The sequence below is a fragment of the Paenibacillus sp. J5 genome (genome assembly GCF_054955055.1).
In genome coordinates this window covers 253,518-277,021 of sequence record NZ_JBUEDD010000004.1, presented here as the reverse complement: position 1 = coordinate 277,021, position 23,504 = coordinate 253,518, and the positions used below count along the sequence as shown (strand labels likewise).

Below are 23,504 nucleotides of genomic sequence, written 5' to 3'. Positions count from 1 at the left end.
AGCAAAACAGCCGGGCCAGGCGGCAGTGTACAACCTGCTCGCCTACCCGGCTATCTTGAACTGCTTTGATGTCATTGCTGGTTCTCTTCGATAATCCTTACGCCCCACCGCTCCAGCAGAACCTCGCTCCCCGGAGCAATGCTGGCGCCCTCCAGCAGCTCCATGCCACCCGGCCCGGCATACGTAAAGCGCTGCAACTCATCCGAATAATTGAAGTAATAACGAATCGTTCGCCCTGCTTCATTCACCCCAGACTTGACAATCAGCGGATAAGCGAGCTGCTGATCCACGCCCCATAGCCCCGCCAGCTTGACCTCCTGCTCCAGCAGATGCCGCATGACGGCTGCGCTGACCAGACAGCCGATGTAAGTGGCTTGACCTTGCCCGTAGCGGTTGCGCGTAATCGCCGCATAAGCGCCCCAATGCGGATGGTCATAACGAGCCACGATCTCAGCCGTCGTCGCGGTTAGCAGCTCCATCCATGCCTCCACCTGATTATCTTCTTCCTCGACGCCGAACGGATTATCCAGCAAACCAACCTGCTTAGGCTCTACAAATTGATTATATACGACACCGCAAGCGTCATGAATGATGCCCGGCTGCTGCGCCGAGCGCACCTGAAGATGCTCGTTGGTGAAGCCGCTCTTAAACGTATAGACGATGTGTCCGCCCTGCTCGACATACCGGTTCAGACGCTCCAGCAGCTCGTCGCTAGCTGTATAGAGTGCAGGAACGATTAACAGCCGATACCTCTCCAACTGCTCGCTGCCTGGGTAGACGAAGTCGCACCCGACATTCATCCGGTATAGCTGGTCGTACATCCGGCGTACAATATCATTATATTTGTACTTACTGTCCACGCCTGGCGGCGACAGTGGGAACCATTCCAGCGAAGTGAGCGCCTCATTGCTGACCAGGATAGCGACCTGGTTCTGCTTCCTCAGGTTCACCAGCTTGGACGATAATCTGGCAAAATCCCGGCCGACTGTCCCTGCCTCTTCATATGTCGGATTGGAAGCCAGGTCATGACTGAGCAGTCCCTTCCAATAGGTCTCAAACGAGTTGTGAATGGAATGCCAGTGCCAATAGGCGACCATATTCGCCCCGGAGGCGAGGTGGCTGAAGGCGAGCTGGCGAAGCTGACCCGGATAGGGCGTCCAGTGAGGGAATGCCTGTGCCTGTGTCTCCAGCACCAGATAATTGCTCTGCTTCAGGCTGCGTACCACATCTCCACCGAAGGAAATCTCGGTGCCTGTCAGCTCGCTTTGCGAGGGGTGGTAGATGTCCACGCCAGCAATATCGAAGGGACGCGAGGCTTCGAAATGGTTCACATCGGGCTGGATGCCATAGGAGTATCCCCGCCACTCGAAGTCGAAGTTCTGCGTAACAAATTGATCCGGTCGCTTGTATTCGTTCACCAGCGATACCTGCCAGGCGAGAAATTCATTCACCAGCTCCCGTTGAAAGCGAGCAAATGCCGCCCCCAAGCTGCCGTTAATTGTACCGACGACCGAAGGGAAATCCTCCCAGCTATTAATCCGGTTGCTCCAATAGCTCAGACCGTAGGCGGCATTCATTGCCTCGACTGTGCCGAATTGTGATTTCATATACTTGATGAAGCGCTGCTGCACATTGGGGCCTGCCGTATGGTAATGCTTGGTCTCATTATCCGTCTGGTAGCCGATGACAGCAGGATGATCCTTCACCCTGCTGATCAGCTTGCGGATGATGCGCTCTGCATAGAACAGATAAGCCGGGCTTGTAATATCCATAATCTGTCTTGCTCCATATCGACCGGGGCCCTTGGGGGTCTCGGCCAGTACCTCCGGGTGCTCCTTCACGAGCCAGGTCGGCACAGCATAGGTTGGCGTGCCAACAATGACGGCAATGCCCGCTTGATGCATCGCATCCAGCACCCGGTCGACAGAGGTGAAATCAAACACGCCGTTGTGCGGCTCATGCGTGCTCCAGGTCGATTCGGCAATCCGCACGACATTGATGCCTGCCGCTTTCATCATCTCAATATCTTTGTCCAGCCTGTCATAAGGCATATATTCGTCATAGTAGGCGACACCGTAATATAATTTCTCCACTATTGCTTGCTCCCTTCAATTGCAGGCGTCAGGCTGCTTGCTTAACCCTTTACCGCCCCTTCTGTGATGCCTTCCATAATGAAGCGCTGGAAGAAGGCATAGATCAACACGACAGGAACCGCCGTGAGCACCAGCGCCGCCAGAATAAGCGGCCACTCCTTGTTGTATTCGCCGAACAGCATGTTGGTCGACAGAATGAGCGTATATTTATTGACATCTGTCAGCATGAGCAATGGAAGCAGGAAGTCATTCCATATCCATAGGAAATCGAGTATCGCAATCGTTACCGTAATCGGCATCAGCAGCGGCAGGATGATCTTGAAGAAGGTCTGGAACTCTCCGCAACCATCCATATGCGCCGACTCCTCCAGCTCTCTAGGAATCGACTTGACGAACCCGTGGTAGAGGAATATCGCCATATTGACGCCCAGACCGATATAGATTAATGCAAGGCCATAGGTGCTGCCCTGAACGGACAGAGTTTTCGCCACGCGCGACAGCGAGATCATAATGGAATGAAACGGCACGAGCATCGAGGCAATGAACAGGAAGAATATAAATCCCGACAGCTTGCCCGGCGTCCGTGACAGCTTATAGCCCGCCATCGAGGCGAATAGCAGTATGCCCCCTATGCCCAGTGCGGAGACGATGACAGAGTTTTTTGCGCTATTGAGCAGCCGTATCTTTCCGAAGGCCTCTACATAATTGTCAAAGTTAATCTGCGTAGGCAGCGACAAGATTGAACTGAATATTTCGCCTTGTGTCTTAAAGGAATTCACAATCGCCATGTAGATGGGAAAAAAGGATAGCGCCGCTCCGACAGCGAGCACCACCAATATAATAGTACTGGAAAGCTTGCGTGTCATTAGGCCTCCACCTCTTTTCTTTTCATCACCTGAATCTGAATCAGGGTCAGCACCAAAATAATGATGAACAGAATGACCGATTTGGCGCTTGCATACCCATACCGGAAGTTGTTAGAGAAGGCTTCCTCATAAATATTCATCGTAATAACCTGGGTGCTGCGACCTGGTCCGCCTCCCGTCAGTCCGTACACCACCTCGAACACCTTGAACGCCCCATTAAGCGTCAGGAAGAAGCAGATTGTAATGGCATGCGAGATCATCGGCAATGTAATATGGCGCAGACTCTGCCAGGCATTCGCCCCATCAATAATCGCTGCCTCCTTCAAGCTTTGCGGCACCCCTTGCAAGCCTGCCAGATAGATAATCATCATGTATCCGACTCCGTTCCAGAGCGATACGACGATGATCGAGATGAAGGAGAAGCGCGGATCGCCAATCCAGGACTGGTCAAGGAAGGTCATCATCGTCTTCTCTGCCAGTTGCGGCATCACTTGGGTGAAGATGAACGTCCACATGAACGCCGAGATAATAATACTAATCATATTGGGCATAAAGAAGATGGTGCGGAAAAATCCCTTAGACCGCTTACGCGTCTCAATCAGCAGCGCCAGCAGCAACGCCAGACCATTTTGCAGAAACACCATGACCAGCACATATTTGAGTGTAAACCATAAGGAGTTGATGAAATCCGGATCCTCGCCCAGCGCCTCCGCGAAGTTAGCCAGGCCGATAAAGTCATAGGTGCGATTCAGCCCGTTCCAGTCGGTGAAGCTGTAGAACATGCCGCCAAGGGTCGGACCGAGCAAGAATACGGCATATATAACAAAGGCCGGCGCTACAAAGTAGAGCAAGGACAACGATTTTCGATAGCTTTTAAACATGATGTACCCCCTCGCAGCTTGTAATCAAGCAGGGGAGAGCTGCGCACGGCAGAACCGTTCGTGCCTCTCCCCATCTGTTTATTATTTGTTCACCTTGTTGTAGTCCTTCCAGGCCTTGTCGAGCGCCTTGAGCACCTCATCCTGATTCATCTGCTTGGAGAAGTAGCTTTGCAGCCCTTTGCCTACCTCATCCTTGACCGATTGCGGGATCGACGGGTCCTGATAGGACTTACCAGCCTTCACATATTCCATCGCATCCGTCACCCATGGATAGCTCTCATACGTATGAACGGTCGCCACCGGGTTGAACTTGAGGCTCTGGAACAGCTCGTTCGAATCCTTGTCATCCAGCACATAATTGATGAAATCAAGCGCCACTTCCTTGTTCTTGCTAGTTGGGGATACAACGAGCGAGGTCGAGGCGCTCAGATTAATCAGGGTCGCGTTCGGATCGTCATTGATCGGCAGCGCAGCGACGCCGAATTCGACATCCGGGTTGTTCTTCAGGATCGTCTCGGCATACCACGGGCCTTGTACCCACATGGCTGCTTTGCCATTAGCGAAGGCGGCTGCACCATCATCCGGGCTCGTCTCCAGCGCCTTTGGTGTGCCGTTGGAGTTGACCAGGTCAACAATATCGAACATCGATTTCATCTCGGTGAAGGAGCCTTCATTTTTATTCATGCTCTCCGTGAAGTCCTTATTGCCTGTATTCATCAGTCCGCCCACCACAAGCGGCAGGAATAGCTGCGGCACCCATGCTTCCTTATAGGACAGCTCAAATGGTGTAATGTTGTTCTTGTTCAGTGTCTCCACCACTTGCTTCATCTCGGACAATGTGGTTGGCGGAGTCAGCTTCATATCAGCGAAAATTTTCTTGTTGTACAGGTAGCCCCATGACAGGGTTTCCAGCGGCAAGGCCAGCACTTTGCCGTCCAGGGTCACCGAAGGCTTCACGCTATCCAGCAGCTTGGAAGCGAATGGCTGATTGGACAGATCCTCGACATATCCAGCCTTGTAGAAGGATGGCAGCTCGTTGATCGCATGGAGGGCGAAGATGTCTGGCGCATCATTGGATGCCAGTCTTGTCTTCAATATTTGCGACGCATTGTCCGGATTCGGCATCTCCATCTGTACCTTGACGTCAATGTTCTTCTCTGCCTTCTCCTTGGCCACGAACTTCGCGATATAGCTATCGTACTGCTCCTTGAAGCGAGGCTGGGCGATAAACATTTTCAGGTTAACCGTCTTCGCTGTACCCGTGCTCTCCCCACCTGTCTGCCCCGCAGTATTATTGCCCGGCGTACTGCTATTCGCTCCACATCCCGCCAGCAAGGTCACGGCCATTACAGCGCTGCATGTCACTTTCCATCGGTTCTTCATTCTGTTATTACCCCCTAATCAATATGTTGGACGAATTGCTATTTCTTAATTTGTTTTTGTTGACGCTTTCATTATACAAAAAAAATGAAAGCGGTTAATTGGATGCATTTAACCCCTTTCATTGTACTTTTTTAAACCTTATGCTCTCCTTTGCGCATCTCGCCTGGAGATTGTCCATAATGCTTTTTGAATACGCGATAGAAATATCCCAGCTCCTCATAGCCGCACAGCTCGGCGACTGACTTGATCGACAGCCCCTCCTCCGTCAGCAGCCTGCGGGCATGCTCCATCCTCAGTCGGGTCAAATAATCGGTCAGATTGACACCGTACTCCTGCTTGAACGCCTTGCTCAGATATTCCTTGCTGACAAAGAATGTCTTCGCGAGCGCGTCCAGCTTCATATTCTCCGCCCAGCGCTCGTCGAGGATACGCCGAATCTCCTCCAGATTAATTCGATTCTTGTTACGGCGCTGAGCCGTTAGCTGCTCCAGCGAGGCGGCATAGAGCTGCAGCGCCTGCTGAAGCAGTTGGCTCCAGGTAGACGCCTGCTGAAGCTGTGGATGCTCGCTCCCTGCCTCCGGCTGGGAATTGAGCTGCCGCAGCTCGTCCAGCAGCAGCTCCAGCTCTTGTGCAATACGATGGAGCTCCTCCGGCGCAGCGCCAAGCTCTGCGATCTGCCTCTCCAGCTCCATTAGACTCTCCTGCACGCCGGCTGCGTTCAGATCATTGTAATGAGCGGCCAGCACCGGCTTGATCGCTTGCAGCGCATGCAGTAGCTCCAATCTCGGCGCAGCCGTCAATATACGCTCCTCCTGCAGCGAGGCGATTACCTTGTCACGGCACTGGAGCAGCACCGCATTCAACTCCTGCGGATCAACCGGCTTGAGCAGATATTCATCCGCCTTCGAGCGAATAGCCTGACGGGTATAATGAAAATCATCATAGCCGCTAATGACGATGATCCGCACAGCAGGATAATACTCATTCAGATACTGCAGCAGACCGATGCCATCGATGCCAGGCATATTCATATCTGTCATGATGATGTGCACCTCTTGCTCGTGCAGCAGCCGGATGGCCTCCTCGCCATCCTCCGCTTCACCCACCAGATGGATGCCGTGCGTATCCCACGCGCCAAAGGTTTTAATCATTTCCCGATTCCATTGCTCATCATCCACAATGATCGCATGGACTACCATAGAATGACCGCAGCTTGCACTAATGTCGCTGCTCTCCAGTCTGTTGTTGTCACTGTTGCTGGTTAAATGACTGCTGTTCTGCGTCATGTGCCTCCCCCTTCTTACGAATAGGAATGTAGATACTTACCGTTGTTCCCGCTCCCAGACTAGAATCAATAGTTAAGCCATAAGCGCCACCGAAGTGCAGGCGAATGCGAGCCGCCACGTTATACAACCCGATGGAGCTGCCGCTTGTCCACAGCAGACCAGATGGGCTGCCCACTCGTGCACGCACCTCGTCCAGCCTTGCGGCACTCATGCCTAGCCCATTGTCCGTGATGCGGATGCACAGACCCTCCTCATTGGGAACAAGCTGTACTCGCAGCTCCCAATTCCCCTTCTTCCGGTCAAAGCCGTGCATGAAGGCATTCTCCACAATCGGCTGCAAGGACAGCTTCGGAAGCAGACAGTCTGCGTACTCTCCAGCCTCCTCGACCTCATAGCTCAGCTTGTTGCTGTAGCGCTGGCCTTGTATATGCATATAGTTGCTCAGATGCTTGAGCTCCATCCGAATCGTCGCCAGCTCGTCCGGCTCGCGAATAACATAACGGAACATCTCGCTCAGCGACTGGATGATGCGATAGATGTCGCTCGGCGCCTTCGAGAAGGACATGCTGCCGATTAACTGTAGCGTATTTTGCAGAAAGTGCGGATTGATCTGCGCCTGCAGCGCCTTCAGTTGGGCAGTCTGCTTCTCCAGATTAATGCTGTACTCATTGCGGATATGCTCACGGATGCGGCTCGACATCGTGTGGAAGCGCAGCTCCAGCAGCCCAATCTCATCATAGCGGTTCGGAGAAGGCCCCTCCTCCTCGCGCAGCCAGTTCATACCGCGCATCGAGCGGGCCAATCGAATAATCGGGCGGGATACGGTATACGCGAGCAATGCTGCCAACAAGGCAGCCGACGCAGCGGACACAACCCCCACGATCAAGCCATATTTCTGTGTGGTCGCTACGCTCTGGTCAATGTAGCTGACCGGCAGCGCCTTGACGACCGTAAGCCCCCAGCCGTCGGGCTGGTAGTAGAACAGATAGTAGTCAGGCAATCGCTCATAGCCTGCCCCGCTCTGCTTCAGATGTAAGCCCTGAAGCTCAGGCAAGCTGCCTGAGGTAGGCTGGTACATCACCTGACCGGCTTCATCCAGCAGGAATACGCCCGCTTCACTCTCGGAGCGAAGCAGATCGAGACCATTATCCATCATCCTCCACTTCACCTTGAGCGAGATGGAACCGAAGCGGCTCTTGTTCTCGAACTTGTTCAGGCTCCGTGTCAGCGTGAACTCCTCCGGCACGCCGGGTCTGCTCTGGATGAGGTAATCGGCATTGCGCTTCACAAGCTCCCTCCAGACAGCCGGCTCAGAGGGCGGAGACTGAATGTTGTCACGCTCGCTAACCGTCAGCAGCCGATTCTTCTCCTTGAAGTACAGTTCAATCTCCACCAGGCTGCTATGGCTGGAGTAATAGATGGCTGTCGCTGTATTGATCAGGTTGCGCTGCGCTGTGAACTGGGCGGACAGACTCTGTCCTTCCTCACCGGCTGTGTATTCGCCAAAGGCGGGGCTGATCATAAGGGTATAGATTAAATTATTCAACTGAGTAAGATGGCTCCCTACTGCCTCCCCGGCCCACGCGATGCGCGACAGGTTCGACTGAATGACCTCCTGCTCCAGCGCCCGGCGCGTGTTGCCGGCTGCAAGCCATGTCACCGTGATTGCCGGAATGACCGCGATGCATACCATAATGAATATCAACCTGCTGCGAATCGTTCTGCGGAACGGCTCCGTCATCCGCCGTAGCCAAGCGCTCAGCCTGTTCAATCCCTGCTCCCTCCCCTAAACTTGATGCACTCTGTTCTCCCTGTACGTCTGCCCAAAGGACGCTAGCGCTGTGTATATCAATCTACACAAAAAAGAAGACGGTTTCAATCCATTTTTCAGGTGAGCGTAATGATGCCGTTAAATGGACGCTAGACAATATCATCATCAACCGCTACAATAAAACTAATACCATTAGTTTTTGACGAAGGGATGATAACAATGAAGATGACACAAGAAGGCGCCTTGTATCAACTGAGCTTTATGCCCCGCCTGTTTCCAGTCAACTGCTATCTGATCGAGGAGCAGGACGAGCTGACACTGATCGACTGCGCGCTCCCATACAGTGCCCAGGGCATTCTGAGAGCGGCGAAGCAGATCGGCAAGCCGATTCGGTCAATTGTGCTCACCCACGCTCACAACGATCATGTCGGCGCACTGGATGCGCTCAAGCAGGCGCTACCAGACGTGCGTGTCTACCTGTCTGCCAGGGATACGCGGCTGCTTGCGGGGGACTTATCTCTGCAACCGCATGAGCCGCAGTCCCCTATTCGTGGCGGCATCCCATCCAAGCTGCGCACTCGGCCCGATGTACAGCTACAGGATGGCGATCGGATCGGATCACTGCAAGCGGTAGCGGCTCCGGGACATACCCCCGGTTCCATGGCCTTCCTCGATCTGCGCTCGCGGGCGCTTATCGCAGGCGATGCCTTTCAATTGCGGGGCGGGATCGCCGTATCCGGCAAGGTCATGCCCTGGTTCCCCTTCCCGGCGCTGGCTACCTGGCAGCCCGGCGTAGCGCTGGAGAGCGCAATCAGACTAGCAGCGTTCCATCCCTCCCTGCTGGCGGTCGGACACGGCTCGTTCCTGAAGCAGCCGCTGCAAGCGATGAAGCAAGCGATTGCGGAGGCGGAGGCGAGCCTGAAGAAGATCGATGCGCAAGGGGGCGGCAGCCATATCTCCTAGAATCGGACTTGATCTGCCTACGCTCGTTCGGGCCACTGCGCAGTTAGCTGATGAGCAGGGGCTGCGCGAGGTCACTCTCGCCAATGTCGCCAAGCAACTCAATATGCGTTCGCCCTCGCTCTATAATCATATCGACGGTTTATCGGGACTGCGCAATGAGCTGGCGGTGTACGGGCTGGAGCAGCTCTATCTGCGGCTCGAAGCGGCGTCACAATCTCTCCCGCCAGGCAAGGAGGCCATCATGGCTCTTGCCCTTGCCTACGTCTCCTATGCACGTTCGCATCCCGGCGTCTATGAGGCTACGCTGCAAGCGCCCGACCCGGGCAACAGCCGACTGCAGGAATGGAGCGAGCGGCTCGTCCTACTCGTACTGAAGCTGCTTGCTCCCTACCAGTTGGAGGAGACGGCCGCGATTCATGCTGTTCGGGGGCTGCGTAGCCTGATGCACGGCTTCGTCGCTCTCAAGCAAGCCGGAGGATTTGGCCTGCCGATCGACACGGATGCCTCCTTCCGCACGATTATCGAGGTGTACCTGGCTGGTCTGGAGCAGCTTCGCCAGCCGCAATGATCGTTTTGACACGGCCGACCTGTCCGCTCTGGAGCCGTACTTTTATCCCGTGAGGATGCTGGGGGGAATTCGTCAGTATATCCTTGACGATTCCTCTGGTCAGCTTGCCAGTCCGCTGATCCTGCTTCAATACAATATCGACCGTTAAGCCTGGCCGCACACTTGCGCGAACATTTCCATTCATTAATTCACTCGCCTCTTTCATTCCTTTGATTTCTATCTGTTGCTGCTACGGCCTGCCATTTGGGTACACCCCTCCCCGTATGATAGAATGGACAGGAAGGATTTACATATCCTGCATCGATCCAACATCTATCCATAGCAAAGAGGAGGTAATGTCGACATGGCCAGTCAGACCGGAGCAATCGTACAACAATCTCTCAACAAGCTGCTTGGCAGCCCAGCTTTCCTGCATCATCTGCAAGGTGCGGAGCGCACCCAAGCGTTCACGTCGCTAGGAGCTATTTTATCCACCCCGAATAAAATCCACAAGTCCTTTCTGCGCATAACGCTGGACAAGGGTGAGGTGGTGCGCATCCCGGCGTTCCGAATTCAGCATAATGATACATTAGGCCCGTATAAGGGCGGCATCCGCTTCCATGAATCGGTTAACGAGGAGGAGGTCACGAATCTGGCGGCGCTTATGACGCTCAAGAACGCGCTCCATGAGGTGCCCTTCGGCGGCGCCAAGGGTGGAGTCGCGATCAGCCCGCGCGAGTTCACTGACCGCGAGCTCTATCTGATCTGCAAAAAATACGTCCAATACTTTGCCGATGTCCTCGGACCCGATAAGGACATTCCTGCCCCCGATGTAGGCACAGGAGAGCGAGAGATGGACTGGATGACCGCCGAATATAAGAGCATCCATCCGGGTCAGCCTTATCTGGGCAGCTTCACCGGCAAGAGCGTCACCAACGGTGGCTCGCTTGGACGGCGCGAGGCGACAGGCAAGGGCGTCTATATGACGATGAGCTATCTGCTATCCGGCTTTCTCAAGGAGCACAGCACCCTGATGACAGGCAGCAGCAGCCGCTTTGCCGCTACAGCCGTCGAGCTGTCTAGCAAGGAGCTGCGCGTGGCTGTACAAGGCTTCGGCAATGTCGGCTCCGTCGCTGCGCTGCAGGCTGCAAGCTGTCAGGAGCTGCGCAATAAAGTCGTGGCCGTCAGCGATCGCAATACGACACTCTATCACCCGGACGGACTGGATATTCCGGCGCTGATTGAATGGGCGCGGCATAATCGCGGCGATCTGCCTGCAAGCTCGGAGCAGCTTGCTGCAGCAGGCATCCAGGGCGAGGCGCTGGGACGTGAAGAGATTCTGTATCTGGACGTTGATGTACTGATTCTTGCCGCATTGGAGGATCAGATTCGGGAGGACAATGTGAAGCGTGTGCAGGCGCGACTTATTGTGGAGGGAGCCAATGCGCCCGTGACAGGCGAGGCCGATCGCATACTAAGCGATCGTGGCGTGATCATTATCCCGGACATTCTTGCTAATGCCGGGGGCGTTATTGTCTCCTATCTGGAATGGCTTCAAGGACGCGAGACACAGTTCTACTCCCATGAAGAGATCGATCGCAGACTAGCGATCAAGATGAAGTCCACCATGAGCACAATTTTGCCCTTGTATTTTGAAGAGGAGAGCATGACGCTGCGCGAATGCTGCTACATGCAGGCGGTCGGCAAGCTCGCTACGATGCTCTATTTGCAAGGCAAGCTTTATTAGATAACCGGCTATAAGATATGCTCTTCGCACCGCGCGCAGCTCCTTGGCGCGCGGTGCTTCGCTTCACGCATACTCGCTATGACCTTCCAATATGTAGTACAGCAATTCCTGGAAGGCCAGCGAGCTGCGGAAGCGCTGCAAGCCGCTGCTGCTAAGCCAGTAATCATGTACAGCTCCGCATAGCTCGCTGACATCAACAGCCGGTGGCACAGGCAGACAGCCGCGATCCGTCCGCAGCTCGCCCTCCATTACCATCTGCATTCTTTTGCGGCTGCGATCTGTCTCGCTAAAGATATCGAAACGAAACATATACAGCTCCAATATGTTGCCGCTGGCCGATTCCAGACCGAATCGCTGGCCTGGCTTGCACACATATACTGTATCTGGCCTCAGGCTGTGCTCCACGCCATCGATCGTTATCGCACCGTGGCCGTCCTTAATGGCCAGCAACACATGAGAGATCATCAGCCTTGGCTGAGCCCGGAAGCTCTGTCCATGCCGTAGCAATGCCGCATCGCGCAGCTTGAACAGCATGCCGTCCAGTTCGGTTGCTGTACTCTCTGGTGATTTCAGTTCGTAAGGAATCATCGCCTATACACCTCGCACTCGTATAGTTAGGGGTAAAACCCGTGTCGATCGTCGCTGTGTCCTTGCAACTATAATATAACTGATAATAATTATCATTATTAATTAAATTATATCAAAAAGCAATCCCTTTTAAAACCCCCATCTCCAAATCATGTCCGATATAACACAAGCAGCCCCCTCACACGGCTTCATAAACACTGTGAGGGGGCTGAACAGCCTGTCGATTATAATTTGAAGGTTTGCACTGCGCGTTGAAGATCATCGGCTAGCTGTGCCAGTGATTGCGCCGTCGCAGCCGTCTCTTCGCTGCTGGCTGCCGCTTCCTCTGTAGCAGCAGATATATTCTCGACAGCGGTCAGCACTTCGTTGGCTTGGCTGGCTTGCTCCTCGCTTGCTGCCGCAACCTCTCCCACCCGTGCCCCAGTCTGGTTCACCATCTCGGATATCGTATGGAAGGCCTCCCCTGTCTTGCGGGAAAGCTCCGCGCTCTGTTGTACAGCGCCTACGCTGCGCCGTGTATTCTCCTGCATCCCCTTAATAATGGAGGCAATCTGCTTGGTCGCTTCGCCACTGCGCTCTGCCAGCTTCCGCACCTCATCCGCTACAACCGCGAAGCCGCGTCCCTGTTCGCCTGCGCGCGCTGCCTCGATCGCTGCATTGAGCGCCAGCAGATTCGTCTGATCGGAGATGTCCTCGATGACTTCGATGATGCCGCCAATCTTCGCAGAATCCTCCTCCAGCCGTGACACCTGCGTGCTTACCGTCTGCATGCTGTCAATCGAAGACTGTACCACCTCGCCGCCTTCCTTGGCGATATGCATCGTCTTCTCCGACAGCTCGGAGGCCTGCTCCGTATTGCCAACGACGGTTCGAATGGCAGAGGACAGCTCGGCAAACATTTCATTAATGGCTTGGGCCGCGCCAGCCTGGTTGGTCGTGGAGCCCGCAATCTCCTGCGTGCTGGCGGAGATCTGCTCCGCCGCGGCCGCTACACTATGCGAGGAGGAGGTGATGCTGCCGACGATGCCGCGCAAATTATCGGTCATCTGATCCACCGATGTCGCCAATTGCCCGATCTCATCCCTGGTTCTAATATTGGCTGACTGACGCAGGTCACCCTGGGCCACCTCGGACACAATGTTGACGATTTTGGACAGTGGGCGGGATATAATCTGCGAGATGACGATGCCTAGCACAATACAGAGAAGGACGGCAACAACAATGATAGTGATTGTCGCTGTTCTTGAAGTCGAGAACAATTGGGCGCCATTATCAAGCTCTTTTCTGGCATCGCGCATGGTCGCTTCGATATTCTGGTCAATTACGCTGATCAGTTCATCGCCGCTATCCTTGGCCTTTGTGTTGATTAGATCCAACATCTGATCATATTGTCCATTTGCACCAAGCTCAATAATTTGATCCGACAGCTTCTCATGCGCCTCCCAGGCAGGAGGGAGCAGCTCGAATACCTTTCTCGCCTCATCACTCATCCATGAGTTGCGGAAATCGTCAAGCGCCTTCTCCATCTCCGACTTCGACTGCGCGTAACGCGCTTGAAACTGACTGACGCTCATCACGTCTTTATTCATATTCATATCGCGATAAACCAGCCGCATCTCCAGCACCTTCGACTTCACGATACTCACATTGGACACGGGTACTAGATTGTCCGAATACATCCGGTTGAGGCTGTCATTCATAATCCCCAGATTATTCAGCCCATATATACCCACGAATCCAAGAATACAAGCAAGAATAAGGAAAGCAGACACCAGCTTGACACTGGTCTTCAGATTGAGATACCAACTCATGACGAAGTCACTCCTTAGAAGTTTGATGGTTCAATTATGGGGTTAGAGAGACTTCCATTCGGACAGCTTGATCAAGCCGCCGATGTCCAATATGAGAGCTACCCGCCCATTGCCCATAATGGTCGCTCCCGCAACACCGCCGATCTTGCCGACGTATGCGCCCAGCGACTTGATGACAATATCCTGATTGCCAGCCAATTCATCGACCGCCAGCGCAACCCGTTTGTCCCCGCGACCGATAATGACGACAGGGATATTGCGCATCTCCCATTCCGGCGCAGGATACCCAAGCGTAGCATCCAGTCTCAATACAGGCAGCACCTGATTGCGGAATTGCAGCACCGGTCTTCCCTGCATCAGATGAAATTCGCCCGGCGCGCAGCGAATGATCTCGATGACGTTATTCATAGGCAATATAAATGTTCGACCAGCCGACCGGACGACCAAGCCCGTAATGATCGCCAGTGTCAGCGGGATTCGGATGCGGAATATCGTTCCCTTTCCCCGCTCTGTCTCAATATCGATTAAGCCGTTCAGCCGCTCGATCTGCGTTCTTACAATATCCATACCGACTCCACGACCAGATACCTCGCTGACTGTCGCCGCCATCGAGAAACCAGGGTGAAAGATCAACGCGATGGCCTGCTTGTCGGACATGACAGCGGCATCCTCCTCAGTAATCAGCCCCTTCCGCACAGCCGATGCCGTAATGGCCGCGGCATCGATGCCCGCTCCGTCATCGGCGACTGTAATTAATACCTGGTTATCCTCATGCGCTGCGCTGATCACAAGCCGACCAAATGCTGCTTTGCCCGCATGACTTCTCTTCCCTGGAGCCTCGATGCCATGATCGACAGCATTGCGGATCAAATGAATGAGCGGATCGCCAATCTCCTCAATCAGTGTCCGGTCCAGCTCTGTCTCCTGTCCTTCAATGATCAGCTCCACTTGCTTCCCCAATGTTTTGGCCAGATCCCGTACCATGCGAGGGAAGCGATTGAACAGTTGCTCCATCGGCAGCATGCGGATTTTCATGACGCTATCCTGCAGCTCGCTGATGGTCCGGGTCAGATGATCCGCCAGATCACTCATTGTGCTGACTGCCTCATCTCCCCCGAACTTCTGCTTTAACCGTTTGTCCGCCTCAGCCAGTCCGGTCTGATCAATGACCAGTTCGCCGACGAGATTCATTAATTGCTCCAGCCTATCCACATGGACGCGTATGGTCTGCGACCGATGCTTCTCCGGCATCGCTGGCCCCCCATAGCCCTCCGGAGCTGCCAACGCCTCAGGTGCTGCCGTACACTCTTGCTCTTGCTCTTGCTCCTTCCCCTGCTCCTCATCCTCTGCCAACCATTCCGGCATTGTGGCCGCTTTCAGTTCGATCCGTTCAACATCTGTATGCTGCCGCACCCGGCCTGCGAGCTCCTCCGCCGTTCTGCTGCTGGCAAGCAGCCACGTAAACTCCCGAACCGTGTCGTTCTCCATCTGCTCAGGGTTAAAGTCGGTATGGATGACCGCCTCCTCCGCGCGCAGCTCGACATCGATCAGGCAGGCGCGTACAACCTTCATCGGGCAGCTTTCGCTGAGCACAAGTCGCAAAGAGTATACCGTGCGGGAGCCGGCAGCGCTCTGCCGCAGCAGCTCCCGCTCTTGCGGGTTCAGTTGCATCGTCTCCAGCAGCCCGGAATCTGCCGTGACCACTGGGGTCACGTTAGCCTTGCCCGTGACGCCCTCATCGACGCTGCCAGCAGCTTGCCCATAATCACGTAGCCGTTGCACCAGACCTGTAATCTCCCATGACTCCCGGTCATGGGTCTGAATATCGCTCTGCAGTGCCTTGAGCCCATCCAGACAAGCCAGCAGCAGGTCGGTCAGTGCAGCACTTATCTTCATCTGTCCATTGCGCACCTTATCAAGCAGATGCTCCATCTCATGCGTCAACTGCTTGATGCGCTCATATCCCATGGCGGCGGAGGAGCCCTTCAAGGTATGTGCTGCGCGGAACAATCGGCTGACTCCCTCCGCCGACGTGCCCGACCTTTCAAGCTGAAGCACCTCCTCCTCAATGCATTGCAATTGCTCCTCCAGCTCCTCCAGATAGACCGCCCGGAATTCCGACATATCATGCATACGGCTGGCTCCCTTGCTCCGCAATGAGTAGCTCATCCAGCTTGAGGATGCCGACCAGCCCTGCATCTGTAACGCCTATTCCTGTAAAGAAAGCGCCGTGGAGGCTGCCCAGCCTCTCTGGCGGCGGCTGAATATCTGCAAACGAGGTGACCTGCTTGACGTAATCGACCATGATGCCGATCGATTCTTCCTTATGCTTCACAACGACGATACGAACAGCCTTGTCAGGTACCTTCTCGCCCATATCGAACAAGCTGCGCAGGCTGACAACCGGAACGATGCTTCCCCGCAGATTGATCACCCCAATAATATAGGAACGCCCATGAGGAATATCTGTAATATGTTGCATACGTATAATCTCATGCACTTCGGCGATCGGAATGGCATAGTACTCATTGCCAATTCCGAACTCTACGTACTGCTCCCGGTTGGAATTCATCCACCGCGCCCCCTTATTGACTTTATTTTTTTGAATTTTCAAATATCTCCAACAATAATAAGCTGCTGTCTGTTCAGATTGGCTGCTCTGCCATACACTGCGCCTCTCTCTTGTGTTCCCTGACCGTCTGTCATTGGCATGCGCGCATGATGGCTCCGGCAATTGCAGGCAGCGGCACGATCTTATCCACTTCTCCCGCCTCTATGGCTGCGCGCGGCATTCCGTAGACGACACAGGTATCCTTCGCTTCCGCGATTGTAGTCGCAGCGGCTCCTGACGCCTTCGCCTCCCCCATTGCTGCTGCGCCGTCCCTGCCCATGCCTGTCAACAATACAAAATGCCGCTTCAGGCTATGCAGTGCCGCCACTGATGCGAACAGCTCATCTACCGATGGTCGATGTCTGCTGCCGTTCTCCCTCTGGTGCAGCCGGATTTTGTAGCCGCCCTGCACCGGAACGACATTCAGATGATAGTCTCCGGGGGCAATGTAGACGCGGCCGTTCTCTAGCCACTCATCATGCACAGCCTCCGATACATGAAGGGGTGACAACAGATTAAGACGCGCTGCCAGCGAAGCGGTGAAGGATGGCGGCATATGCTGGGCAATCACTACAGGGTGGCGAAAGGCACCGCCCAGCTCCGACAATATTTTGGTTAGTGCCTGTGGCCCTCCGGTAGAAGCTCCGATCGCTACAATCTGGCTGACTCCTGCCCGGGTAGGCTGTGGCTTCATCGAATGCTGCCGTTCCTTGGAGAGCTGGCCTGGTTGTCTGAGCAGCGCGGAGCGCAATCTGCCCACATCCACTTTGGAGGCGGCTTTGATCGTGTCTTGTATCTCCTGCTGAATCTTGATCAGATCGATCGACAGCGCCCCCGATGGCTTATGTATGAAGTCTACGGCACCATATTGCAGTGCCTTAATCGTTTCCATTGCCCCGGACTCGGTTAGCGAACTGAGCATGACCACCGGAACGGGACAGTCGCGCATAATCTCCTTCAGCGCGTCTAATCCGCCTAATACAGGCATTTCCACATCCAGTGTTACAACCTGTGGCCGCAGCGCCTTGATTTGCCGGATGGCCTCCATACCGTCGGCTGCTGTTCCTACAACCTTCAGGTTTGGATCAGCATCTACAATCTTGGCAATCATCCTGCGCATGAAGCTCGAATCGTCCACTATTAATACTGTTATCGGCATAAGCCCCCCAATAAATTTGATATTTTTTCATCCGAATAAAAAAAGTCGAAATCTGTCGATATAAGTAAAAAATTGCCGATTCTTTTTTCTATTAAACGATGGCTAACAAGTTTTGTCAATGACTAACTTCATTGCGTAACAGGGCTTCGAGAGTATGAAGCCTGACCGTAAAAAAGACATCGCCCTCCCCCAATTGGGGTCGCGATGCCTCATACGCCTCTATTTATAACCCGCGTCTCCTCTGCTCCTTCTCTCTTCTACTGCGTTGGTTCCTCAGCCGCTTGACATTCAGACCGTGAAGCATGGGCGGCAGAGGAGCGACATGGCATGTCCATCCCTGCGGCACTGCATGACTAACACAGCTTACCGAAAATCGGGCGGTGTCCGTCTGGACTCTCCTGTCTGAATGGCGGCTTCAATGACCGCTCTTCTCACATTGGCGACGACCTGATCATTGAACAGACTCGGAATAATGTAATGCTCATTCAACTCGGCATCGGTTACCACATCGGCGATCGCCCGAGCCGCCGCCAGCTTCATCGGCTCATTGATCATGCGTGCGCGACAATCGAGCGCGCCGCGGAAGATGCCAGGAAAGACAAGCACGTTATTGATCTGGTTCGGGTAGTCGCTGCGTCCAGTCGCAAACACGCGCACGAGTGGCAGCGCCTCAAGCGGATCAATCTCCGGCGTTGGATTCGCCATCGCAAATACGATTCGATCTTGCGCCATCGTCTCCACCTCGGCTCCACTCAGTACGCCCCCACGCGATACCCCAATGAACACATCCGCACCGACGATAACCTCCTTCAGACTGCCGGGCTTGTCCTCCACTTGCGGCTGCTCCGCCAGCCATTGCCACATCGGATGCGTATACGCCCCCCCGCGCACGATCGCCCCTTCGCGATCGACGGGGATCAGATGCTGCACGCCTGCAGCAAGCAGCATCTTGCAGATGGACACTCCGGCTGCTCCAATGCCATTGACGATCACCCGAATATGGCCAATCGGCTTGCCCACTACCTTGAGTGCATTGAGCAGCCCGGCAAGGACGACAACGGCTGTCCCATGCTGGTCATCATGGAAGATCGGAATGTCCAGCTCGGACGATAGCCGCTGCTCGATCTCAAAGCACCGCGGAGAGCTGATGTCCTCCAGATTAATGCCGCCGAAGATCGGGCTGATCGCTTTAATGGTGCGAATGATCTCCTCGGTATCCTTCGTATCCAGGCAGATCGGGAACGCATCGACATCGGCTAATTGCTTGAACAGCATCGCCTTGCCCTCCATAACCGGGGCCGCGGCTGCCGGGCCGATGTCTCCCAGCCCCAGCACGGCTGTACCATCGGTAACCACCGCGACTGTATTGCGCTTGATCGTTAGTGAATAGGCCTTCTCCGGGCTCTCATGGATAGCGGTACAGACGCGGGCTACGCCAGGGGTGTATACTCGCGAGAGATCATCGCGATTTTTAACCGGCAGCTTGGGCTTAATGGAGATCTTCCCGCCCAGATGCGCCAGGAAGGTGCGGTCCGATACGTTGACGATCTGCACGCCCTCCAGGCTTTTCAGCGCTTCTACAATTCGGCTCTCCGCTGCTTCGATTACCTGTACGGTTATATCCCGTACCGATTGCTCCGGCCCTGGACGAATGACGTCAATGGAGACAATATCTCCTCCCGCATTGCTGATTGCCGTGGCCACATCTCCGAAATTCACATGCCGATGATCCAATTCAAGCCGCAAAATAATGCTGTTGAATGCCATATTCATCCCCCCGAGTCAGATGATAGTGCTGCATGCTATTCTTTCCTATTATAGCAATTTACATTTCCAATATTCCACTCTGCGTCTCAGGGTGTCCAGGCTTTCGACGGCGGCTTCCTCAGTTGTCAGCCGCCGTCGACAGACAGCCCATCGGCAGATAGCCCATCATCTGCCCGCTGCTTCCATGCGTACTCGCTGTCTATAGCCTTCTTGCTGAGCGTGCCTCCACGCTAACGTGCTGACGTCTCTCACCATAACAGCAAGGCCGCAATCGTGGAGATGATTAGTCCCGTCATCACAGGGATGAAGTTTCGTCGAGCGAGCTCAATCACCGAAACACCTGCGAAGCCTGCCACAGCCACAAGCGAGGACCAGGCCACCAGTGTACCTCCGCCTGCCCAGATCGCACCCATCTGCCCGACCGCTGCCAATGTCTCCGGCTCCAGCCCGACTGTCGACGCTAGCGCGCCAGACAACGAGCCCGTTAGCGGCAGCCCGGAGAAGCCCGAACCGTCCAAGCCGGTAATGATGCCGATCAGCAGCATGCAAAATGCAGCCAGATAGCCGCTGGACGGTAGTATATGTTGGATCGAAGCGACCAGATCGAACAGGAAGGCCGGCGCGGACAGCCCATCCTTCACCGGAAGAATACTGCCGGAGAAATCCGAGCTGCCGAGGAAGAAGAAGCCTGCGATCGGAATGACCGGCCCCATCGCCCGGAACGCGAACAGAAACCCTTCGATAATATAATCGCTAATGCGGTCCAGCGCCTTGCGCGGATTGGAGACGACACAGGAAATGATAAGCAGCAGCGTCGCCACGCCGCCGATGAAGGCGGCGCCGTCTCCGCCCTCGAAGCTTCCCAGTCCGCTCTCTCCCAGCTTGCTCATTGTCATCACTGCCATAATGGCGAGCAGCGACAGCGGCACCAGCACGGCGAGCAGCTTCGACCAGCGCATGCGCCATCGGTGGCGCGCCATCTCCTCAGGCGGCAATCCAACGGCAACAGCTCCATCATCGACGCCTTCTATCGGCACATGCCGCCTCATCGATTGCGACTCCGAGACAGCGCCCTCCCTCCCATGCGTGGAGGCGGGTAGCGCTGCCCGCCTGGACTTCAGAGATCGGCAGTACATCATATAAGCCAGCGTGATGGCGACCCCGCCGGTAATGAGCGACAACACCAGCGCCCGGTCGGCGATGACTGTTGTCGAAGCCCCTGCGGCAACTGCACTTAGCATCGGCGCTACCTGCATAATATAGTCGGAGGACAGCGCCATGCCCTGGCCCGCCAGCGCGATCGCGACAGCGGCTGCCATCGGACTAAGCCCGGCCTTGACTGCCGCGGGCAGCAGCAGCGCCCCGACGAGCGGAGCGGCAGGTGTCGGCCAGAAGAACAACGACAAGACGTAGGTCACCAGCACCAGCACGATATAAGCCACATGCCCATTGACCATCATCCGTTGAATCGGGATAATCATCCTCCGGTCTGCGCCAATATCACGCAGGGAAGCCAACAGCGCCGTCATTAAGGCAATAATCAGAAAGATCGTGAATAGCTCCTTGGCCGCCGACAGATTGGACAGATAGACCGCCTTGAAGCCACTAATTGCGTCACCCGCATACACCCAGCCGATGATGAAGGTGCCCAGCAAAGTGGGGATGACTACCCCCTTGCGGAAAAACATCACTACAATAACACTTATCGTAACCAGCGCATACAGCAGATGCGATGCAGTCAACATAGGCCTCCCCCGCTTCCCACTGTACAAGCTCCAGCCTATACAGTCGTGTCCTTATACCCTATGCGGAAGATTAGGATATTGATTAGCCCAGACAAGCATATAGTTAGATGTACAAGGTCTAAGCTTCTGGCCGATCCACTCCAGACCCTTGTATGGGGTGAGAAGGGCAAGCAATAGGAGCAAGAGAGGACGAGTGGAAAGCGGGGAATCGATAAGATGGACATCCATTACGCACTCATTGGCTGCTTTGTCGGCATGATGGTTGGCATGACTGGTGTAGGCGGCGCTTCGCTGCTGACGCCATTGCTGATTGCAACCGGGATCCAGCCGACAATGGCCGTCGCAACCGATCTGTTCTACAATTCGATTACAAAGCTGTTCGGCAGCATCCAGCATATAAGGCAGCGGACGGTAAATGGACTGCTGGTGCTGCACTTTACTGCTGGCAGTGTGCCGGCTGCCATAATTACAATTATGGCGCTCAAATATTATCCGCCGCTGCATGCCTATCAGGACAGAATCATTACCCATGCGCTCGGGGTTATGCTGATCGGCATCTCATTGCTGCAGCTCGCCAAGCTGTGGATGACGGACGGACAGCCGAACGCGTGGCAGCAGAAGCCGCTCTATCAGAAAAAATGGCTAACCATCGGCATCGGCGCCACGCTTGGCTGTATCGTCGCTCTCACCTCGATCGGCTCCGGCTCGCTGTTTGCGCTGGCGATGATGATGTTCTATCGGCTCAAGGCCTCCGAGCTGGTCGGGACAGACATCGTGCATGCGTTCCTGCTCGTCACCGCAGCCGGGCTGATGCACGCCGGGATGGGGCATGTCAACTATGCGCTGACGCTCCAACTGCTAGTCGGCTCTATTCCCGGCGTCATGCTGGGCAGCAGACTGGCGACGCTCATTCCTGGGAAGCCGCTGCAGACGGCGATGGCGGGCATCATTCTCGTCAGCGGGCTCAAGCTGCTGTAGCCCCTGACAGGCAGAGCCCATGCTGTCTCCCATGCTGATTGACGGCCAAGCTCTTGCCTGTACAGGGAGCAGCTTGATCGCACTGTGATGGTTGCGGTCAAGCCGAAGGCCACGGCGGCCATGGCAGACTGAATTCATCCTTCGTGGACAGCTCTCCCTTATAGTAATTGAACTGGCCGATTAACGGAGAGTAAGTCCGTACATGGAGCTGTCCGCTCTGCTCATCAAACAATAGCAGACGCATATAGCCTTCTCCACCAAGCCGACCCTTCTGGTAGTCCGCAAGCAGTTGATAGACCGTGCGATCCCGTGTTCCATCATGATTATCATCCATATAGTTAACTAGCAGTGCTGCATTATGCTCATGTCCGCACAATACAGCAGCTACATTAGGATGACGGACAACGATGCGCTCATAGACCACTTCACCGACAGCCGACCGTTCTCCGGCAGCATTCATATAATGATGCAGACATAATATAGCACGATAGCCCGCATGGCGCTTCAGGATGCGCTCCATCCATCGCAGCTCATTCTCCCCGATCTCCCAGCCCATGTAGACAAACAGCAGCTTTTGCTTGCCTGCCTGCACCAGATCATAGTGCCCGCGATTATCCAGATAGCTCCCCCCGTAGGTGGCCTGCCTGCTAAATCGTTGTTCGCCAAAATAGCGGCTGAACTGGACATAGGAGGGCTGCGAGGTATTCACATCATGATTGCCCGCCAGTACCCCGTAGGGAATACCCGCCCGATCCAGCACAGCCATGCTATCGCTTGCTCGCCTCCATTGCCGCCTTGCCTGATCACGATTGACAATATCCCCTGTATGTACGACATACCGGATATTCAGCTCCCGATGATGATTCGCAATGAAGCGCGTCATCTGTCGGAAAATTCGCGGGTAGCTCTGTGCATAGTATTGCGTATCGGACAGCCATGCCACAGCATAATCATAGGGCGGAAGCTTCCTGCGCAGCGACGTCCTGGCATCGCGCCAGGCGGAGGACTGAGCGCCCTTGCCCTGTGTAGTGATTATAGCTGTAGCGCTTGCAGACTCTTCCCGTAAATGCTCCAGGCTCCCGGCAGCCCCCCGCAGCGCCGCAAGCACGGAGGAGGGGGACCACCGATGCGGAACGATCGCAAGTGTCGACGTCCATGCTACGATCAGCCCTGCGAGTCCGGCGATGCATAGCGCAGCAGCCGCCTTGAACCGTATACGTGGATACGTTCCTTGCCTCGCCAATCTTCTCCTGTTGCCCGCCATCTAACCGCCCCTTCCTCCTAGAATACATGTGCAACGTATGCTTT

19 protein-coding genes are annotated in these 23,504 nt (G+C 54.9%); 4 read left to right on the top strand and 15 right to left on the bottom strand.

Annotation, left to right across the window (positions count from 1 at the left end; translation table 11 throughout):
- Positions 1–71: 71 nt before the first annotated feature.
- The 6 genes from ACY1JZ_RS08670 to ACY1JZ_RS08645 all read right to left on the bottom strand — a co-directional run bounded on the left by ACY1JZ_RS08670 (position 72) and on the right by ACY1JZ_RS08645 (position 8,280).
- A complete protein-coding gene (locus ACY1JZ_RS08670; RefSeq protein WP_462628874.1) occupies positions 72–2,093 on the bottom strand; it encodes a beta-galactosidase in 2,022 nt (673 codons plus the stop codon).
- A 41-nt stretch (positions 2,094–2,134) separates the two neighbouring features.
- Positions 2,135–2,959, bottom strand: a complete 825-nt coding sequence (locus ACY1JZ_RS08665) for a carbohydrate ABC transporter permease (protein ID WP_462628873.1) — start codon at positions 2,957–2,959, stop codon at positions 2,135–2,137.
- Positions 2,959–3,843, bottom strand: coding sequence for a carbohydrate ABC transporter permease (locus ACY1JZ_RS08660; RefSeq protein WP_270172605.1), 885 nt, complete (start codon positions 3,841–3,843; stop codon positions 2,959–2,961). Before ACY1JZ_RS08660 ends, ACY1JZ_RS08665 begins: the two co-directional genes overlap by 1 nt.
- A gap of 78 nt (positions 3,844–3,921) precedes the next feature.
- Positions 3,922–5,223: an ABC transporter substrate-binding protein gene (locus ACY1JZ_RS08655; RefSeq protein WP_462628872.1), complete on the bottom strand. Its 1,302-nt coding sequence runs from the start codon at positions 5,221–5,223 to the stop codon at positions 3,922–3,924.
- A 131-nt stretch (positions 5,224–5,354) separates the two neighbouring features.
- On the bottom strand, positions 5,355–6,509 hold the full coding sequence (locus ACY1JZ_RS08650; RefSeq protein WP_462628871.1) for a response regulator: 1,155 nt from the start codon (positions 6,507–6,509) through the stop codon (positions 5,355–5,357).
- Complete coding sequence (locus tag ACY1JZ_RS08645; protein ID WP_462628870.1) at positions 6,472–8,280, bottom strand: sensor histidine kinase; 1,809 nt, start codon at positions 8,278–8,280, stop codon at positions 6,472–6,474. The genes ACY1JZ_RS08650 and ACY1JZ_RS08645 overlap by 38 nt, the downstream gene beginning before the upstream one ends.
- 219 nt (positions 8,281–8,499) lie before the next feature.
- Between ACY1JZ_RS08645 and ACY1JZ_RS08640 the strand changes: the two genes are divergently transcribed.
- Positions 8,500–9,243 carry an MBL fold metallo-hydrolase gene (locus ACY1JZ_RS08640; RefSeq protein ID WP_462628869.1) on the top strand — a complete coding sequence of 248 codons (744 nt, stop codon included), beginning with the start codon at positions 8,500–8,502 and terminating at the stop codon, positions 9,241–9,243.
- Complete coding sequence (locus ACY1JZ_RS08635) at positions 9,212–9,811, top strand: TetR/AcrR family transcriptional regulator (protein WP_462628868.1); 600 nt, start codon at positions 9,212–9,214, stop codon at positions 9,809–9,811. Before ACY1JZ_RS08640 ends, ACY1JZ_RS08635 begins: the two co-directional genes overlap by 32 nt.
- On the opposite strand, the gene ACY1JZ_RS08630 is transcribed toward ACY1JZ_RS08635, so the two are convergent.
- Entirely contained in the window at positions 9,762–9,995 is a 234-nt protein-coding gene (locus ACY1JZ_RS08630; protein WP_462628867.1) for a YwbE family protein, read from the bottom strand. The genes ACY1JZ_RS08635 and ACY1JZ_RS08630 overlap by 50 nt on opposite strands.
- A gap of 159 nt (positions 9,996–10,154) precedes the next feature.
- Between ACY1JZ_RS08630 and ACY1JZ_RS08625 the strand changes: the two genes are divergently transcribed.
- A complete protein-coding gene (locus ACY1JZ_RS08625) occupies positions 10,155–11,537 on the top strand; it encodes a Glu/Leu/Phe/Val family dehydrogenase (RefSeq protein ID WP_462628866.1) in 1,383 nt (460 codons plus the stop codon).
- A gap of 63 nt (positions 11,538–11,600) precedes the next feature.
- Here ACY1JZ_RS08625 and ACY1JZ_RS08620 read toward each other — a convergent pair whose 3' ends face one another.
- The 7 genes from ACY1JZ_RS08620 to ACY1JZ_RS08590 form a co-directional block, all read right to left on the bottom strand.
- Positions 11,601–12,125, bottom strand: a complete 525-nt coding sequence (locus tag ACY1JZ_RS08620; protein ID WP_462628865.1) for an AraC family ligand binding domain-containing protein — start codon at positions 12,123–12,125, stop codon at positions 11,601–11,603.
- A gap of 224 nt (positions 12,126–12,349) precedes the next feature.
- Positions 12,350–13,936 (bottom strand): methyl-accepting chemotaxis protein, encoded by a 1,587-nt coding sequence (locus ACY1JZ_RS08615; protein ID WP_462628864.1) that lies wholly within the window; start codon positions 13,934–13,936, stop codon positions 12,350–12,352.
- A gap of 42 nt (positions 13,937–13,978) precedes the next feature.
- A complete protein-coding gene (locus ACY1JZ_RS08610) occupies positions 13,979–16,069 on the bottom strand; it encodes a chemotaxis protein CheW (RefSeq protein ID WP_462628863.1) in 2,091 nt (696 codons plus the stop codon).
- Positions 16,062–16,508, bottom strand: coding sequence for a chemotaxis protein CheW (locus ACY1JZ_RS08605; RefSeq protein WP_270165280.1), 447 nt, complete (start codon positions 16,506–16,508; stop codon positions 16,062–16,064). Before ACY1JZ_RS08605 ends, ACY1JZ_RS08610 begins: the two co-directional genes overlap by 8 nt.
- Positions 16,509–16,638: 130 nt before the next feature.
- Positions 16,639–17,706 (bottom strand): protein-glutamate methylesterase/protein-glutamine glutaminase, encoded by a 1,068-nt coding sequence (locus tag ACY1JZ_RS08600; protein WP_462628862.1) that lies wholly within the window; start codon positions 17,704–17,706, stop codon positions 16,639–16,641.
- A 363-nt stretch (positions 17,707–18,069) separates the two neighbouring features.
- A complete protein-coding gene (locus tag ACY1JZ_RS08595) occupies positions 18,070–19,473 on the bottom strand; it encodes an NAD-dependent malic enzyme (RefSeq protein WP_270165282.1) in 1,404 nt (467 codons plus the stop codon).
- A gap of 248 nt (positions 19,474–19,721) precedes the next feature.
- Positions 19,722–21,218, bottom strand: a complete 1,497-nt coding sequence (locus ACY1JZ_RS08590; RefSeq protein ID WP_462628861.1) for a hypothetical protein — start codon at positions 21,216–21,218, stop codon at positions 19,722–19,724.
- A gap of 216 nt (positions 21,219–21,434) precedes the next feature.
- Here ACY1JZ_RS08590 and ACY1JZ_RS08585 point away from each other — a divergent pair, with 216 nt between their 5' ends.
- Positions 21,435–22,196 (top strand): sulfite exporter TauE/SafE family protein, encoded by a 762-nt coding sequence (locus ACY1JZ_RS08585; RefSeq protein WP_462628860.1) that lies wholly within the window; start codon positions 21,435–21,437, stop codon positions 22,194–22,196.
- A 97-nt stretch (positions 22,197–22,293) separates the two neighbouring features.
- On the opposite strand, the gene ACY1JZ_RS08580 is transcribed toward ACY1JZ_RS08585, so the two are convergent.
- A complete protein-coding gene (locus ACY1JZ_RS08580) occupies positions 22,294–23,460 on the bottom strand; it encodes a metallophosphoesterase (RefSeq protein ID WP_462628859.1) in 1,167 nt (388 codons plus the stop codon).
- Positions 23,461–23,504 lie beyond the last annotated feature (44 nt).